Raw genomic sequence first — 16,691 nt, forward strand, 5'->3', positions numbered from 1 at the left:
GGGTGTCAGCAGACGCTGTCGGTCGGCTTCGGGTTGCCGAGGCCGAAGAAGGGGCGGAGCCTGAGGCCCGCCCAGGTGCCGGCGATGGCGACGGCGCCCCAGAGCCAGCCGTGCAGGGAGCCCGAGGCGATGCCCGCGAGGTAGGCGCCGATGTTGCAGCCGCCCGCCAGCCGGGCGCCGATGCCCATCAGCACCCCGCCGAGCACGGCGGCCACGGCGGTCTTCCCTGGGATGCCCCGGTGCAGGGTCCAGACACCGCCGGCCGCCGAGGCGAGCGCCGCGCCGACCATGATGCCGATGTCGGTCAGGCTGTTCTTGTCGGCCAGCACCGGGCCGGAGAGCTGGGCGGCGCTGCCCGGCTGCTGCCAGAACACCCAGGTCTCCGGGGAACCGCCGAGGAGGCCCACCAGCTTCGAGCCCCACAGGGCGAAGGCGCTGGTGACGCCCCAGGCACCGCCCGAGACGAGCAGCACGGCCGCGCCGAGCACCGCGAGAACCACCGCGCCGGCGGCCAGCGGCCACGAGCCGCGCACCATGCGTGCCAGCGTGCCGTGTGCCGAGGGCGGCGCGCCGACCGGCGGCGGGTTGCGGCGGGCCTGGACGGTACGGGCGACCCACCAGACGGCGGCCAGCGCCAGTACGGTCACGGCCCAGGAGCCGAACCAGCCCACGTGGTCGGAGAGGAGGACCGGGTCGAGCGCCGGGAGGCCGCTCCACAGGCCGAACTGCCAGGCGGCCAGCGTCGATCCGGCGATGAAGCCGAAGAGGGTCAGCAGGATGGAGGACTGGCCCGAGCCGACCGCGAAGAGCGTGCCCGAGGCGCAGGCGCCGCCGAGTTGCATCCCGACCGCGAAGACGAACGCCCCGATCAGCAGGCCGATGCCCAGCGGGCCCGCGCTGGGCGCCGGGGTGGAGCCGAACAGGCCCGTCCCGGTGCCGATGACCAGCGCGAAGAGGGTGGCGGTGGTGCCGAGCAGCAGGGTGTGGGCACGCAGCCCGGTCCCGTTGCCGACGGCGACCAGCTGCCGCCAGGCCGAGGTGAAGCCGAAGCGGGAGTGGAACAGGGCGTAGCCGAGGCCGGTGCCCAGCAGGAGCAGCACTCCGGGCTTGGCGCCGTGCCGCGCGAAGACGTACGCGCAGAGCAGCACGCCGATGGCGGCGGCGACGGTCAGCGGCACGCGGCGCACGGCGGGGGCGGGGGGTGCCTCCGGGGCCGGTGCGGAGGTGGGGGAGGGGGAGAGCAGGGCGGCTCGGGGCGGCGCCCCGGCGGGGGGAGCGGTGGTCACAGCGGTACTCCGGGAAGAGGTGAGGAGGCCGGACGGCACGGGCGGTCGCGCATCCCGGGAGGGGGCGCGTGGGGTCGTCAGCTGCGACAGAGCGCGTCGTCCACGCTCCACGGCGTGGCCGCGAAGAGGGCGAGCGCCAGACGGCGTGCGGGTCCGAACATGTGGCCACTGTAAGGACGGTGCGGGCGATCAGGGAAAGGCGTCTCGTATGGCGAGAAGGGATATGAGACAAGGGGAGAGGTGAGGGCGGGAACTCCCGGGTGAGGGGGCGGGGCGGAGCGGATCGCCGCGCAGTGGACCGGGCGCGCCCACGAGAAGGCCGGGCGCCCGCACTCCCTGTCCAGGATGCGGGCGCCCGGCCGGACGGAGCCGTACGGCTCAGCCCATCGCGTCCACGCCGGTCAGGGCGCGGCCGATGATCAGCTTCTGGACCTGGCTGGTGCCCTCGTAGAGGGTGAGGACGCGGGCGTCGCGGAGGTACTTGCCGACCGGGTACTCGTCGATGTAGCCGTAACCGCCGAAGACCTGGAGGCAGTTGTTGCTGACGCGTACGGCGGCCTCGCTCGCGTGGTACTTGGCGACCGAGGCGTCTGTCGCGTACTCCTTCGGGCTCGCCCCGGCGTCCGCCATGCGGGCCACCTGGTGGGTCAGCAGCCGGGCGGCGCGCACATCCACCTCGGAGTCGGCCAGCAACTCCTGGACCAGCTGGAACGAGGCGATCGGTTTGCCGAACTGGGTGCGCTCCCCGGCGTACCTGACAGCCGCGTCGACGGCGCCCTGGGCGAGGCCGACCGCACCCGCCGCGACCGAGATCCGGCCGCGCGAGAGGGTGCCGAGGGCGATGCCCAGGCCCCGGCCCTCCTCGCCGAGCCGTGCCGCGTCGGGGACGCGGACGCCCTCCAGGGCCAGCTCGGCGGTGGCCTGGCCGCGCAGGCCGAGCTTGCCGTGGATCTCGGTGGCGGTGAAGCCGGGGGTGTCGGTCGGGACCAGGAAGGCCGTCAGGCCCTTCTCGCCGGTCCGGGCGAAGACCAGCGCCACGTCGGCGACGGTGCCGTTGGTGATGAAGATCTTGGCGCCGTCGATGACCCAGTCACCGCCGTCGCGGACCGCGCGGGTGGACACCGACCCGGCGTCCGACCCGGTCCCCGGCTCGGTCAGCGCGAAGCAGCCCAGCGCCTCGCCCGCAGCCAGCCGGGGCAGCCACTGGGCCTTCTGCCCGTCGGTGCCGTGGGTGGCGATCGTCTTCGACACCAGCCCGAGCGAGACCGAGACGATCCCGCGCACGGAGGAGTCGCCACGCCCCAGCTCCTCGGTGACCAGAGCGTACGAGAGCATGTCGGCCTCCACGCCCCCGTACTCCTCGGGCAGCGTCAGGCCGAGGATGCCCAGTTCGCCCAGGCGCCTGACGATGCCGGGGTCGACACGCTCGGCCCGGTCCCAGTCGCGCGCATGCGGCACGATCTCGTTGTCGACGAACTCCGCGGCCAGGGACCGGAAGTCGCGCTGGGTCTCGGTGAGGCCGAAATCCCTTGTCAGCACGGTGTGTTCTCCTTCAGGGCTCCGGCACGTGCGGTGCGCCGGAGGGGCGGGTGGGGTCGGGTGCGGGCCGGGCGCCGTCCTGCCGGTCAGGCGTACGCCGCCTCGGGGCCGGTGCCCGGATCGGTGAGCGCCATGCCCAGCCGGGCGCGTTCGGCGACCCAGCGGGTCGGCCGATGGCGCGGGTCGCCGGTCGCGGCGAGCAGCGCCGACTGGAGTTCCAGCAGACGGCCGGGGCCTACCAGGTCGCCCCAGGCGAGCGGGCCGCGGGGGTAGCCGAGACCGGCGGTGACGGCGGTGTCGATGTCGGCGGGCCGGGCCAGTCCACGCTCGGCGACGGAGGCGGCGACCGAGACGATCGAGGAGAGCAGCCGCTGCGCCACCGAACCCGCCGTGTCACGCACCGGCGTGACGGTGTGCCCACCCGCCGCCAGCACCGCCCGGGCGTCCCGGGCCGCCAGCGGATCGGCGGCCGGGGTCACCGAGAGCACCCGGCGCGGCCGGCCCACCGAGAGCGGGTCGACGCCGAAACTCCGCCCGCCCGGCAGTCCCGACCCGGCCACGGCCCGCGCCACGCTGTCGCCCCAGACGGGGACCAGCACCAGGGCGTCCGGTGCGTCCTGCCCCTCGGGCAGCAGCGCGGCGCCGTCCGCCGCGAGGGCCTCGCGCAGTGCGCGGGCGTCCGGCCCGGTCCCGGCGACGCGCACAGGGCGCCGGGCGTCGCCGGTCACCGGCGGCTCGGGGGCGGGGCCGGGCGCGTCGGGCCCGTACCGGTAGAAGCCCTCGCCGGTCTTGCGGCCGTGCAGCCCGGCGGTGACCCGGTTGGGGGTGAGGAAGGAGGGGCGCAGCCGCTCGGAGTACCGGAACCCCTCCCAGATCGTGTCGATCACCTTCGACGTGACGTCGAGACCGGTCAGGTCCATCAGCTCGAACGGGCCCATCCGCAGGCCCAGCACATCCCGCGCGATCCGGTCCACCGCCTCCACCGGAGCCACCCGCTCCTCCAGCAGCGCCAGTGCCTCGGTGGCCAGGCCCCGGCCCGCGTGGTTGATGAGGAAGCCCGGCGTGTCGGCGACGGTGACGGCCGCGTGTCCGCTCGCCCGGACCATGCCGGCCAACTGCTCGGTGAGCCCCGGCCGGGTGAGGGCGCCGGGGATCACCTCGACCACCTTCATCAGCGGCACCGGGTTGAAGAAGTGCAGCCCCACCAGCCGCTCCGGCTCCCTGAGCCCGGCGGCGATCCGGGTGACCGGCAGCGAGGAGGTGTTGGTGGCGAGGACGGCGGTGGCCGGCAGCACCTCCTCCAGGCGGCGGAACAGCTCCGTCTTGACGGCCAGGTCCTCCAGGACCGCCTCGATCACCAGCTCCACGCCGTCACCCTGCGCGTCCGGAGCCTCCAGCGGTACGAGCCGCGCCACCGCGCCGTCCGCCTCGGCCCGGCTCAGCCGGCCCTTCTCGGCGGCCCGGTCCAGCATCCGGCCGACGAAGGCGAGGGCCTCGTCCACCGACTCCCGGCGGGCGTCGCCCAACTCCACGGTGTGCCCGGCGGTCACCGCCCACTGGGCGATGCCCCGGCCCATGACTCCGGCGCCGACGACTCTGATGCGCATGACGGGGTGCTCCTCGGTAGGGGTGACGGTGAAGGGGAGGGTGAGAGCGGCGGGGGCCGCGCTCAGCGGAGGTAGACCCGGCCCGGGTCGACGTCCTCGCGCAGCAGCCGCAGTTCGGCGGCGGAGGGCGGCTCGATCACCGCGACCTCGTCGGCGACGGCCAGCTCCCAGCCGGTCGCCTCCCGTACCTGGCCGACGGTGACCCCGGGGTGGACGGCGGTCAGCCGCAGCTCCTCGCCGGCCCCGGACCGCTCCAGCAGCCCGAGGTCCGTGACGACCCGGGTGACCCCCGAGCCCAGCGGCCGGATGCCGTCGGCCAGCGCCCGGTCGGGCCCCGGCGAGGTGCAGAAGTCCAGCTCGGCGGTGAACGAGCGCGGCGTGTGACGGCGCATCACCACGAAGATCTCCCGCGCGTTGGCCATCACCTCCATCGCGCCGCCCGCCCCCGGCAGCCGCACCTGCGGGCGCTCCCACTCGCCGATCACCGAGGAGTTGAGGTTGCCCCAGCGGTCGATCTGGGCGGCGCCGAGGAACCCGACGTCGATGTGGCCGCCCTGGAGCACCGCGCCGAAGAGCGTCGCCATCGGCAGCACCGCCTCGGCGCCGGTGATGAGCACCGCGTCGGCGATGGTCTCGGGCAGCTGGGCGGGGTGCGCGCCGCACACCCCCGACTCGTAGACGATCTCCAGCCCGGGCGCCACCGTCAGATGGGCCAGGGAGGCGGCCAGGGTCGGCAGGCCGATCCCGGCGAAGACGGTGCGGCGGCCGGCCAGGGCGCGGGAGGCGACGACGGCGAGCAGTTCGGAGGAGGTCACGCCGGACGAGGGGGCGCCGGCGGCTCCAAAGGCGGCGGGCGGGGGAGCGGTGGTCATCGGCGGGACTCCTTCGGCGGCGCGGGGGAGGACGGGGCGGGGGCTGCGGCCGGGGCGGGCCGGGCCGCGCTCACAGCCGCCGCCCGTAGTCGACCTGCCCGCTCAGTGCCTCGCCCACGGCGAGGTGGTCGCGGAAGTGGTCGGCGAGCTTGGCGGCGTACTCGGCGTGGTCGCGGGTGCCGTACACCCACTCGTCCAGCCAGGCGCGCAGCCGCTGGGCATCCTTGCTGATGTGGGACCAGGAGCGGTAGAAGGCGTTGTCCCGGTCGTAGTAGCCCTGGGCGAAGGAGGGGTGGGCGCCGCGCGGGCAGTGCACCACCGCGTCCACCGCGTGCGCGGGGACCACGGTGCGGTTCGGGTCGGCGCGGATCACCTCGTCGTCGACGACCTCCTCGACCACCACCACGGCCCGCTTCGCCGCGTACACCGCCTCCGCCTGGACGCCGGTCAGTCCCCAGATCTGCGTGTTGCCGAGCCGGTCGGCGCGCTGGGCGTGGATGAAGGTGACGTCCGGGTTGACCGGCGGGACCACGTAGATCTGCTCGGGCTCGCCGTCCGGGCCGGGGTAGGGGGAGGTGACCTTGCGCAGCGCCGGGTTGACGCCGGGCAGGTCGCTGCCGGCGTAGGAGCGCAGCGGGAGGAAGGGGAGGCGCTGGGCGCCGGCCTGGTAGCGGCAGACCATGCCGTGGTGGCTGTACTCCTCGAACTCCAGCGGCTCGGGGTCGGCCCGCTCGATCCGGCGGCGCAGCTCGCCGAGGGAACCGGCGGAGGAGTTGCCGACGAACGACGAGACCAGGCGCTTGACGCAGCCGCCCGCCAGCATCTGGTCGACCACGATGTCGGCGGTCATCCGCACCACCGTCAGATCGCGGCGGCGCTGCCGGATGATCTCGTGCCCGGCGGCCGTGGGGATGAGGTGGGTGAAGCCCTCCAGGCAGACCGTGTCCCCGTCGCCGACGAACGCCGCCACGGCGTCCCTCATCGACATGGTCTTGTCCGGCGGGGCCACGGATCGTTCCACGGCAGGCAGCTCCTCGGCGCGTACGGATCGAAAGGGCGCGCCCCGGGTGTCTGCGACGACCCGCACGGCGGCCGGGTCTCACGGTGCCAGCGACCATTGATTGCCGTCCAATACCGAATTAAGGTCACATCAAGACGCCCAGCTGAACAATCCTCTGAGGAACACCGTGGAACTGCGCTATCTCACCGCCTTCGTGGCCGTCGCCGAGGAACTGCACTTCGGACGCGCCGCCAAGCGGCTCCAGATGGCACAGCCCCCGCTGAGCCAGCAGATCCGCCAGCTGGAGAAGGAACTGGGCGCCCAGCTCTTCGAACGCAACACCCGCTCGGTCCGCCTCACCAGCGCCGGAGAGTCCTTCCTCGGCCCCGTCCGCACCGTTCTGGACGACCTCGACCTCGCGGTCCGCGCCGTCAAGGCGGCCGGGCGCGGCGAGTACGGCCGGGTCACCGTCGGCTTCGCCGGGGCCTCCAGCCACGAGGCGCTGCCGCTGCTCACCGGCGCGGTCCGCGCCGCCCACCCCGGCATCGAGCTGATCCTCACCGGCCAGACCTATGCCGACGTCGCGCTGGCCCGCGTCGCGGAGGGCAGCCTCGACCTCGGCTTCGTCCGCCTGCCGGCCTCCCGGCCGGGCGTGCGCACCCGGGTCATCGGCGAGGAGGAGCTGATCTGCGCCCTGCCCGGCGACCACCCGCTCGCCACCCGTGAGCGCATCGCCCTCACCGACCTCGCCGACCAGCCCTTCGTCAGCTTCCCGGCCAACGCGGGCTCCAGCCTCCGCGACGCCATGGTCCGCGCCTGCGAGAGCGCCGGGTTCACCCCGCGCGTCGTCCAGGAGGCCCCCGACTCGCACACCATCCTCGCCCTGGTCGCCGCCGGCGTCGGCGTCACCCTCACCCTCACCTCGGTACAGCACGTCCAGTCCACCGGCCTCGTCTACCGCCCCCTGGACGCCGAGCCGGTCCGGCTGCACGCGGCGCTCGCCTGGCGTGCCGACAACCCCTCGGCCGCCCTGCGCAGCGTCCTCCTGGTGGCCGAGCAGGCGCTGCCCACCCCGTCCGGCGTCGCCGATTGAGACGCCGGGCGTCTCAGTCAACGAGTAACTGAGTATTGGAAGTCGCGGGCCCGCCAGTGCGAAGGTCGACGCGGGCCGCCCCCGCCCCGAACGGGGGCGGCCCGCGCACCCGCACGCACCCCCGGAGGCCCGTCCATGTCCGCTGCCCCGACCCCCGTCCCGTCCCGGGACGACATCGTCGTCTGCTCACCGCTGCGCACCCCCATCGGCCGGTTCGGCGGGGCGCTGGCCGGGGAGCGCCCCGCCGCGCTCGCCGCGCACATCGTCTCGGCCGTCGTCGAACAAAGCGGCGTCGATCCCGCACGCATCGACGAGGTGATCCTCGGGCACGCCTACCCGACCAGCGACGCCCCGGCCATCGGCCGCGTCGCGGCGCTCGACGCGGGCCTGCCCGACCGGGTGACGGGCGTCCAGATCGACCGGCGCTGCGGCTCCGGGCTCCAGGCCGTCATCGACGCCGCCCTCCAGATCGGCGGCGGCTTCAGCGAGGTCGTGATCGCCGGTGGCGTCGACGTGATGAGCGCCGCCCCCTACTACACGCACGAGGGCCGCTGGGGCATCCGCGGCCCCGGCCTCCAGCTCCACGACTCCCTGGCGCGCGGGCGCACCGAGGCGGGCGGCGTCCACCACCCGATACCCGGCGGCATGATCGAGACCGCCGAGAACCTGCGCCGCGCCTACGCGGTGTCCCGCGAGGACCAGGACGCGCTGGCCCTCAGCTCCCAGCGCCGTGCCGCCGACGCCGTCGCCGCGGGCCGGTTCGCCGACGAGACGGTGCCCGTGCCGGTCCGCACCCGCCGGGGCGAGACCCTCGTCGACGCAGACGAGCACCCCCGGCCCGACACCACCGCCGAGCAACTGGCCGCGCTCAAGCCCGTCCTGCGCGCCACCGACCCCGGGGCCACCGTCACGGCCGGCAACGCCAGCGGCCAGAACGACGCCGCCGCGGCCTGCCTGGTCACCAGCCGGGCCACCGCCGAACGGCTCGGCCTGACCCCCCTGGTCCACCTGGTCTCCTTCGCCCGCGCCGGCGTGCCCGCCGAGACCATGGGGCTCGGCCCCGTCGCCGCCACCGCCGCCGCGCTGGAGAAGGCCGGCCTGACCCTCGCCGACCTCGACCTGATCGAGCTGAACGAGGCGTTCGCCGCCCAGACCCTGGCCTGCACCCGCCTGATGGGGCTCACCGCCGACGACCACGCGCGGATCAACGTCAACGGCTCCGGCATCTCGCTCGGCCACCCCGTCGGCGCCACCGGCGCCCGCATCCTCGCCACCCTCGCCCACGAGATGCGCCGCCGGGAGGCGCGCTGGGGCCTGGAGACCCTGTGCATCGGCGGCGGCCAGGGACTCGCCGCGGTCCTCGCCCGCGCCTGACGTCCTCCCGGTGATACCGGGACCGTCTCACTGCATCAGCTATTTGGTATTGGACCGCTCTCGGTACCGCCTGGCACCGTAGCGGCCATCACACCGGAGGCCACCGGGGCGGGACGCCCTGAAGCTCCGTGTACCGAGGCCGCCCCCCCCAAGGCCCGCCCCCACCCAGTCATCCTTCCGCGATCAACGCTGCCCATGGGAGCCGTCATGAGCACCACCGCCGACCAGGCGCGGAGCAGAACCGCCCGCCGAGCGGGAATCGGAGCCTTCATCGGCTCCACCATCGAGTGGTTCGACTTCTACATCTACGGAACCGCCGCCGCCCTCGTCTTCGACAAGGTGTTCTTCCCCGAACTCGAAGGCGCCCTCGGCACCCTCGTCGCCTTCGCCACCTTCTGGGTCGGCTTCCTCGCCCGCCCGCTCGGCGGCATCGTCTTCGGCCACTTCGGCGACAAGCTCGGACGTAAGACCACCCTGGTCATCACCCTGCTCCTGATGGGCGTCTCGACCACCGCGATCGGCCTGCTGCCCAGCTACGCCAGCATCGGCATCACCGCCCCGATCCTGCTGGTCTGCATCCGCATGATCCAGGGCATCGGCCTCGGCGGCGAGTGGGGCGGCTCCGTCCTCATCGCCTCCGAGCACGCCCCCAAGGGCAAGTCGATCCTCTACGGCGCCTTCGCCCAGCAGGGCTCCCCGGTCGGCAACACCCTCTCCACCCTCAGCTTCCTCGCCATCAGCCAGCTCCCCGACGACGCCTTCGTCGCCTGGGGCTGGCGGGTGCCCTTCCTCGCCTCGGCGCTGCTGGTCGTCGTCGGCCTCTTCGTCCGGCTCAAGGTCACCGAGTCGCCCGCGATGGCCCGCGTCATCGAGAAGCGCGAGACCGCCAAGGTGCCGCTCTCCGAGGTCCTGCGCAGCCACCCCATGCTGATCGTCCTCGGCATCGGCGCCTGCACCATCGGCCTCTCCGCCACCTACTTCAAGTCGACCTTCGCGCTCTCCTGGGCCACCACCGAGCTGAGCTTCGACCGTAGTTCCTTCCTCACGATCATCCTGGTCGCCAACATCACCCAGATCATCGCCCAGCCCTTCGGCGCGGTCCTCGCCACCCGGATGCGCAGCTGGTCGCGGGCGGTCACCTTCATGCTGGTGCCCGAACTGGTCCTGATGCCACTGATGTTCGTCCTCATCGGCACCGAGAGCTACGGCCTGGCCATGGTCGGCGTCGCCGTCGCCACCATCCCGCACTGCCTCTACTACGCCGCCCTCGCCGGAATGCTCGCCAGCCGCTTCCCCGCCCACCTGCGGTACACCGGCATCTCGCTCTGCTACCAGCTCTGCGGCACCCTGCTCGGCGGCACCACCCCGATCATCGGCCAGTTCCTCCTCAACCAGACCGGCTCCATCACCGCCGTCATCGCCTACGCCGTCCTCCAGGTCGCCCTCACCCTCGGCTGCATGCTCCTGCTGCTCAAGCGCCGCAACTACGAGCAGGAGGACGAGGCGCCCCGCGCCGCCGCCCCCGCCGTCGCCACGGCCTGACCCGGCCCCTCCCCGCTCGCAGAAAGGCGGCACCCGTGCCCCGCACCGCCCACGGCATCGACGAGATCACCGCCCTCGCCGGCCAGGACCTCGGCCACTCCCGCTGGTGGGAGGTGAGCCAGGAGACCATCGACACCTTCGCCGCGGTCTCCGGAGACCACCAGTGGGTCCACACCGACACCGCCCGCGCCGCCGAGGGCCCGTTCGGGCGCACCATCGCCCACGGCTACCTGGTGCTGAGCTGGGGCATCCCGATGTTCGCCGAACTGCTCCGGGTCACCGGGGTCGGCATGGCCCTCAACTACGGCGTCAACAAGGTCCGCTTCCCGGCCCCGGTCCCCGTCGGCAGCCGCGTCCGCCTGCACGCCAGGGTGGCCTCGGTGGAGCCCGTCAAGCGCGGCGGCGTACAGATGGCCCGTGCCTTCACCTTCGAACGCGAAGGCACCGACAAGCCGGTCTGCGTCGCCGAGTCGCTGACCCACTTCTACCCGTGACGGCTGACGGGCCACCACGGCACGGCCTCCGCCCCGCACCGGGCGGAGGCCGTCTGGGCGGGGAGGAGCCCCGCACGGTCAGAACACCGCCCTCGCCGACGTCGACCCCACCGGCCCGCGCTGCTCCGTCAGCCCCAGCGCCAGGTCCTCCGCGAGGAGCCGCTTGGTGATGGCGTCCACCGCGCGGCGCAGGTCCCGGTCGGCCGGTACCCCGCGGTCCTCGTCCAGCCGTGACCGCAGCCACCGTGCCCACGCCGCGGTGATGACGTCGGCCTCCCGGGCGCCGGCGGGCGTCAGGTCGAACAGGGTTCCCTGACGCGTCAGGTACCCCTCGGCCACCATCCGGTCGAAGACCGGTACCAGCACCTCCGGCGGCATCTGGTGGCGGGCCGCGATCAGCCCGATCCGCGCGTGGCCCACCAGCCGGATGAACAGGTCCACCTGCATCACCGTCCACGCCCCGGCCGCGTCCAGCCGGGTGTCCGACCCGGCCACGATGCTCCGCGCCGTACGGGCGTCCGCCGACCGCAGCACGTTGGCCACCTCCCACTCCAGCAGCCGCTCCGAGTCGGCCGTGCCCGGCGTCGCGAACCCCTCGCCCATGTCCGTCGAGCCGTGCCGGGCGCTGTCCCGCAGCCGGACCTCCTTGAGGAAGAGCGCCACCACGAACCCGAGCAGCGCCACCGGCACCGTCCACAGGAACACCGTGTGCAGCGTCTGCGCGTACGCCTCCACCACCGGGCCGCGCGCCGGCCCCGGCAACCCGTGCACCCCCTGCGGACTCTGCGCCGCCCGCAGCAGCGCCGCCGGGTCCACCCCGTCGGCGCCGGCCGCCGAGCGCACCCCCTCGGCGAGGTTGGGGCCGAGCGCCGAGGCGTAGATGGTGCCGAAGACGGCCGTGCCGAAGGCGCTGCCGAGGGTGCGGAAGAAGGTGACGCCCGAGGTCGCCGTGCCCAGGTCCGCGTAGTCCACGGTGTTCTGCACGACGATCGTCAGCACCTGCATCGACAGGCCGATCCCGGCACCGAGCACCACCATGTACAGCGACTCCAGCCAGTCGCTGGTGTCCGCCTCCATCCGCGACAGCAGGAACAGCCCGAGCGCCATCACCAGCGACCCCACCACCGGGAAGATCCGGTACCGCCCGGTCCGCCCCACCACGGTGCCGCTCAGCACCGACGCCGCCAGCAGCGCCACCACCATGGGCAGGGTCCGCACCCCGGAGAAGGTCGCCGAGTCCCCGTCGACGTACTGGAGATAGGTCGGCAGGAAGGTCAGCGCGCCCAGCATCGCGAAGCCCACGATGAAGCTGAGCACCGCGCAGACGCTGAACACCGGGTTGCGGAAGAGCCGCATCGGCAGCATCGGCTCCCGCGCCCTGGTCTCCACCAGGCAGAACAGTGCGAGCGCCACCAGGCCGCCCGCGAACAGGCCGATGATCACCGGCGAGCCCCAGGCGTACTCGTTGCCGCCCCAGGCGGTCGCCAGGATCAGCGCGCTCGCGCCGACCGCGACCAGCGCGATCCCCAGGTAGTCGATCTTCGGCTTGTGCGCCGCGCGTACCGCGGGGATCGTCCGGGCGGCGGCGATCACCACGACGATGGCGATCGGGACGTTGACGTAGAACGCCCACCGCCAGGTCAGATGGTCCGTGAAGAGGCCCCCGAGCAAGGGGCCGACCACCGTCGAGACACCGAAGACGGCGCCCATCGCGCCCTGGTACTTGCCGCGTTCCCGCAGCGGGATGACGTCGGCGATCAGCGCCATCGCCGTCACCATCAGCCCGCCCGCGCCGACTCCCTGCACCGCGCGCCAGGTGATCAGCAGCAGCATGTCGGTGGCGAGGCCGCACAGGAAGGAACCGGTGATGAAGACGACCGCCGAGACCTGGAAGACCAGCTTGCGGCCGAACAGGTCGCCGAACTTGCCGACCAGTACCGTCGCCACCGTCTCGGCCAGCAGGTAGGAGGTGACCACCCACGACATGTGGGAGGCCCCGCCCAGCTCCGCGACGATCGTCGGCAGCGCCGTCCCCACGATCGTCTGGTCCAGCGCCGCCAGCAGCACTCCCAGCGTGACCGTGACGAAGACGATGTTGCGCCGTCGCCGGTCCAGCACCGGCGGAGCAACGGCCTGCGGCACGGACTCATCGGTGATCGTCACATCCGCCAGCCTCACACCGGCCCACCGTCGGCGCACCCGGACCCGGTCCGCACCGGTGACGCAGCCCCGCTCAGCACGGGGCGCGCAACTGCGGCGCCACCGCCGCCGCGTCCGCCACCGGGCCCTCGGCGTCCACCCGGTCCGCCAGCGCCCGCGCCCACGCCACCACCCCGCCGGCGTCCAGCCCGCCCGGCGAGGCTCCCACCGCCCCGCCGGAAGCCGCCCACCGCTCCACCTCGTCCGCGCCGCGCCGCAGCAGCCGGGCCCCGCCGGTGGTGTTCCCCCGCGCCGCGTGGGTGAGCCCGACCGCCGTCTGGGCCAGCCCGCGCCACAGGGCGCGCTGCCCGGTGGGCCCCGACTTCCACGCGTCCTCGAACACCTCGTGCGCGTGGAAGGGCCGCCCGGCCCGCAGCAGCTCCTGCGCCTCGTCCACCGAGGCCCCCGCCGTCCGGACGACCCCCTCCGGCGCCCGCGGCACCCCCGGCGCGTCGTACGACAGGGGGCGGCCCAGCCCGTCCCGGGGGCGGGCGTTGCGCGCCCTGCCCTCGGCGTCCCGGTCCCGCCCCCGGTCCGGCCGCACCGCCGCGTGCTCCTCGCCGGCCCCCGCGCTCCTGCCATTCCTGGATTCCATACCTCCATCCTGCCCGCCACCCCGCAGCCCGGGCGCGCCACCGCGCACGCTCCCCGCGCGCCCGAGTGCGCCCGGCGCCCGGAAGAGGGCGAAGTATGTTGTCCGCACCACCGGGACGACTAGGCTCGTCGGCGTAACTGCCCCCCGTACGAGCCCCCTTGGACAGGCATGACGACCACGCCGCCCCCGTGGCCCGGCGACCCGCTGCTCGAACGCGAGCTGGAACTCGCGGCGGCGGACCGCGCGGTCGACGCCCTGTGCCGCACCCGCCCCGAAGGCGGCCTGCTCGTCTACAGCGGCGCGGCCGGCATAGGCAAGACCTCCGTCCTCACCCGCGTCCGCGCCCGGGCGGCCGACCGCTGCACCGTCCGTGCCGCCCGCGCCGACCCCGGCACCACCGCCGTCCCCTTCCACACCGCCCGCTCCCTGTTCGCCACCGACCTCGCCGACACCGAGGGCCTCTCCGGACTGCTCGGCCCGCACCGCGCCCTCGTCGGCCCCGCCCTCGGCCTCACGGCGCCCGGCACCGAGCCCGCAGACCCGCAGGGCGTCCGGGACGCCCTCGTCGAGCTGGCCGCCCGCGCCGCCCGCCGCCACCGCGCCCGCCCGCTGGTCCTCGTCCTCGACGACGCCCACTGGGCCGACGGCGAGTCCCTCGGCTGGCTCGCCGCCCTCAGCCCCCGGCTGGCCCGCCTCCCGCTCCTCCTGGTCGTCGCCCACCGGCCCACCGGGCACGCCGCCGAGGAGAACCGCCCCCACCTCGACGCGCTCGGCACCGCCGCCCGCCTGCGCGTCACCCTGCGCGCCCTGACCCCCGAGGCCGCCGGGGACCTCACCCGCCGCACCCTGGGCCCCGGCGCCGCCCCCCTCGGACATGACCTGTGGGCCGCCACCGGCGGGAGCCCCTACGAACTGGCCGAACTCCTCGCCCGCCTGCGCGACCGCCCCCTGGACCCCGGCGCCGACCGGGCCGCCGCCGTCCGGGAACTCGCGGCTACCGTTCGCGGCCACCGGCTCGCCGACCGCCTCGGCGACCTCGGCCCCGACGCCGCCCGGCTCGCCTGGGCCGCCGCCGTCCTCGGCGCCGGCGTCCCGCTGCGCCTTGCCGGCAGCCTCGCCGGGCTCTCCCCCGACCAGCGCGCCACCGCCACCGGGCGGCTGCGTGCCGCCCGCGTCCTGAACCCCGGCGACACCGTCGACTTCACCCACCCACTGGTCGCCGGAGCCGTCTACGACGCCGTACCGCGCGCCCTGCGCACCGCCTTCCACGGCCGCGCCGCCTGGCTCCTGACCATCGAGGGCATGGGCCCGGCCGCCGCCGCCCGCCACCTCCTGGAGGTCCACCCCGACCAGGACCCCGGCCTGGTCGAGCAGTTACGCCGGGCTGCCCGCGAGCACCTGGCCGTCGGCGCGCCCGACGCCGCCCGCCGCTGCCTCGAACGTGCCCTGCGCGAACCACCCGAGCACCACCTGCGCGCCCTCGTCCACCACGAACTGGGCTGCGCCGCCCTGCTCACCTCGCCCGCCGACACCGTCCGCCATCTGCGCACGGCCCTCGAACTCCCCGGCCTCGACGACACCCTGCGCGCCGATGCCACCTTCCGCCTCGCCCAGGCCCTCGCCCACAACCAGCAGATGCGCGAGGCGTCCCTCAGCGTGGCCTTCGCCGCCGCCACCACCGAACCGGGCCCCGAACGGCTACGCCTCCAGGCCGCCCATTACATGTTCGACGCGTTCCGCGCCACCGAGGACGACGGCCCCGGCCGCTCGCGCCGCCTGGCCCAGCTCGCCGACCCGCTGACCGGCGAGGACAACGCCGAACGCGCCCTGCTCACCCTGCGGGCCTTCGACGGCATGCTGCGGGGCGAGAACCACACCGTCGTCGCCGAGTTCTGCGAGCGGGCCCTCACCGACGGCCGCCCCGCCCCGGGCCTCGGCTGGACCGACACCACTTGGGGCTTCGAGTACCCGTGCCTCGCCGGGATCACCTACGTCTGGATCGACGAACTCGACCGCGCCGAGGAGCTCTTCGCCGAGGCCGTGCGCGCGTACGAGATCTCCGGCTGGAGCGGCGGCCACCTCGCCTTCGCCCACACGCTCGCCGGCGCTGTGCTGCGCAGGCGCGGCCGCCTCGCCGAGGCCGAGGCCCGCCTGGGTGAGGCGCTGCGGCTCGCCGACCGCATCGGCACCGGGCTCCCCGTCCACTGGGACGCCGCCTGCCTCCTCGTCGACACCCTCCTGGCGCGCGGACGCACCGCCGACGCCCAGCGCCTCGCGGAGGCCCGCGGCTTCGGCCCGCCCTACCCCGACGCGATGATCCTCCCCGACGCCGCCAGCGTCCGCGGCCGTCTGCTGCTCGCCCTGGGCCGCACCGACGAGGCCGTGGCCGAACTCGAAGCCGCCTCCGCCATGGCCGAACGGGGCCGTCACAACCCGGTCTGGGCGCCCTGGCCCCGCGACCTGGCCGCCGCCCTGGCCGGCCGCGACCCCGAGCGAGCCCGCGCCCTCACCCGCCGTCTGCGCATGGACGCCGAACGCTTCGGCACCCCCACCGCGCTCGGCATGGCCCTGGGCTGCGAGGCCGCCCTCGCCCCGCCCGACGCCGCCCCGGACCTGCACGCCCGTGCCGTCGCCCACCTGGAGGAGTCCCCGGCCCACGACGAACTGGCCCGTGCCCGCCTCGCCCTCGGCCTCGCCACCGGCGACCGCGACCAACTGGGCCGCGCCCTGGTACTGGCCCGCACCTGCGGCGCCGACGCCCTCGCCGAACAGGCCCGCAGAGCCCTCGCCTGAGCCCTCACCCCTCGGGTGCGGAACCACCCCCGGACGTGCGGTAAAGTTCTTCTCGCGCGGTCGGCAGCACCACCGCAGACCGCGCACCGGGACGTGGCGCAGCTTGGTAGCGCACTTGACTGGGGGTCAAGGGGTCGCAGGTTCAAATCCTGTCGTCCCGACTCGTGAGAGTCGTAGATCAGGGCCGGTTTCGGATAACTCCGAAACCGGCCCTGATGGTTTCCGAAGGCCGCTCGCCGTTGTACGGCCCCGGCCCCCCACTGCTTGTTTTCCGTCATTCCGCCCTCCCCTTCCCGG

12 protein-coding genes and 1 tRNA gene are annotated in these 16,691 nt (G+C 74.5%); 6 read left to right on the top strand and 7 right to left on the bottom strand.

What is annotated here, in order from left to right; translation table 11 throughout:
- Positions 1-5: 5 nt before the first annotated feature.
- The 5 genes from ACSLIC_RS24105 to ACSLIC_RS24125 form a co-directional block, all read right to left on the bottom strand.
- Entirely contained in the window at positions 6-1,286 is a 1,281-nt protein-coding gene (locus ACSLIC_RS24105; protein ID WP_436739795.1) for a YeeE/YedE family protein, read from the bottom strand.
- A 378-nt stretch (positions 1,287-1,664) separates the two neighbouring features.
- On the bottom strand, positions 1,665-2,825 hold the full coding sequence (locus ACSLIC_RS24110; RefSeq protein WP_436739796.1) for an acyl-CoA dehydrogenase family protein: 1,161 nt from the start codon (positions 2,823-2,825) through the stop codon (positions 1,665-1,667).
- A gap of 86 nt (positions 2,826-2,911) precedes the next feature.
- Positions 2,912-4,432 carry a 3-hydroxyacyl-CoA dehydrogenase NAD-binding domain-containing protein gene (locus tag ACSLIC_RS24115; protein WP_436739797.1) on the bottom strand — a complete coding sequence of 507 codons (1,521 nt, stop codon included), beginning with the start codon at positions 4,430-4,432 and terminating at the stop codon, positions 2,912-2,914.
- Positions 4,433-4,494: 62 nt separating this feature from the next.
- Complete coding sequence (locus ACSLIC_RS24120; RefSeq protein WP_436739798.1) at positions 4,495-5,304, bottom strand: CoA-transferase subunit beta; 810 nt, start codon at positions 5,302-5,304, stop codon at positions 4,495-4,497.
- A gap of 70 nt (positions 5,305-5,374) precedes the next feature.
- Entirely contained in the window at positions 5,375-6,292 is a 918-nt protein-coding gene (locus tag ACSLIC_RS24125; RefSeq protein ID WP_436740467.1) for a CoA transferase subunit A, read from the bottom strand.
- Between the two features lie 199 nt (positions 6,293-6,491).
- Here ACSLIC_RS24125 and ACSLIC_RS24130 point away from each other — a divergent pair, with 199 nt between their 5' ends.
- The 4 genes from ACSLIC_RS24130 to ACSLIC_RS24145 all read left to right on the top strand — a co-directional run bounded on the left by ACSLIC_RS24130 (position 6,492) and on the right by ACSLIC_RS24145 (position 10,807).
- Complete coding sequence (locus ACSLIC_RS24130) at positions 6,492-7,397, top strand: LysR family transcriptional regulator (protein WP_436739799.1); 906 nt, start codon at positions 6,492-6,494, stop codon at positions 7,395-7,397.
- Positions 7,398-7,532: 135 nt separating this feature from the next.
- Positions 7,533-8,771 carry an acetyl-CoA C-acetyltransferase gene (locus tag ACSLIC_RS24135; protein ID WP_436739800.1) on the top strand — a complete coding sequence of 413 codons (1,239 nt, stop codon included), beginning with the start codon at positions 7,533-7,535 and terminating at the stop codon, positions 8,769-8,771.
- Between the two features lie 207 nt (positions 8,772-8,978).
- Positions 8,979-10,313, top strand: a complete 1,335-nt coding sequence (locus ACSLIC_RS24140) for an MFS transporter (protein ID WP_436739801.1) — start codon at positions 8,979-8,981, stop codon at positions 10,311-10,313.
- 35 nt (positions 10,314-10,348) lie between these two features.
- Positions 10,349-10,807, top strand: coding sequence for a MaoC family dehydratase (locus ACSLIC_RS24145; protein WP_436739802.1), 459 nt, complete (start codon positions 10,349-10,351; stop codon positions 10,805-10,807).
- Between the two features lie 78 nt (positions 10,808-10,885).
- Here ACSLIC_RS24145 and ACSLIC_RS24150 read toward each other — a convergent pair whose 3' ends face one another.
- Both ACSLIC_RS24150 and ACSLIC_RS24155 read right to left on the bottom strand, forming a co-directional pair.
- On the bottom strand, positions 10,886-12,970 hold the full coding sequence (locus tag ACSLIC_RS24150) for a DHA2 family efflux MFS transporter permease subunit (RefSeq protein WP_436739803.1): 2,085 nt from the start codon (positions 12,968-12,970) through the stop codon (positions 10,886-10,888).
- Between the two features lie 70 nt (positions 12,971-13,040).
- Entirely contained in the window at positions 13,041-13,601 is a 561-nt protein-coding gene (locus ACSLIC_RS24155) for a DUF309 domain-containing protein (protein WP_436739804.1), read from the bottom strand.
- Between the two features lie 168 nt (positions 13,602-13,769).
- Between ACSLIC_RS24155 and ACSLIC_RS24160 the strand changes: the two genes are divergently transcribed.
- Together ACSLIC_RS24160 and ACSLIC_RS24165 are read left to right on the top strand one after the other, a co-directional pair.
- Entirely contained in the window at positions 13,770-16,394 is a 2,625-nt protein-coding gene (locus ACSLIC_RS24160; protein ID WP_436739805.1) for an ATP-binding protein, read from the top strand.
- Between the two features lie 87 nt (positions 16,395-16,481).
- A tRNA-Pro gene (locus ACSLIC_RS24165) sits at positions 16,482-16,555 on the top strand.
- Positions 16,556-16,691: the final 136 nt, after the last annotated feature.

The organism is Streptomyces sp. BBFR102, assembly GCF_051397025.1.
Taxonomy (GTDB): Bacteria; Actinomycetota; Actinomycetes; order Streptomycetales; family Streptomycetaceae; genus Streptomyces.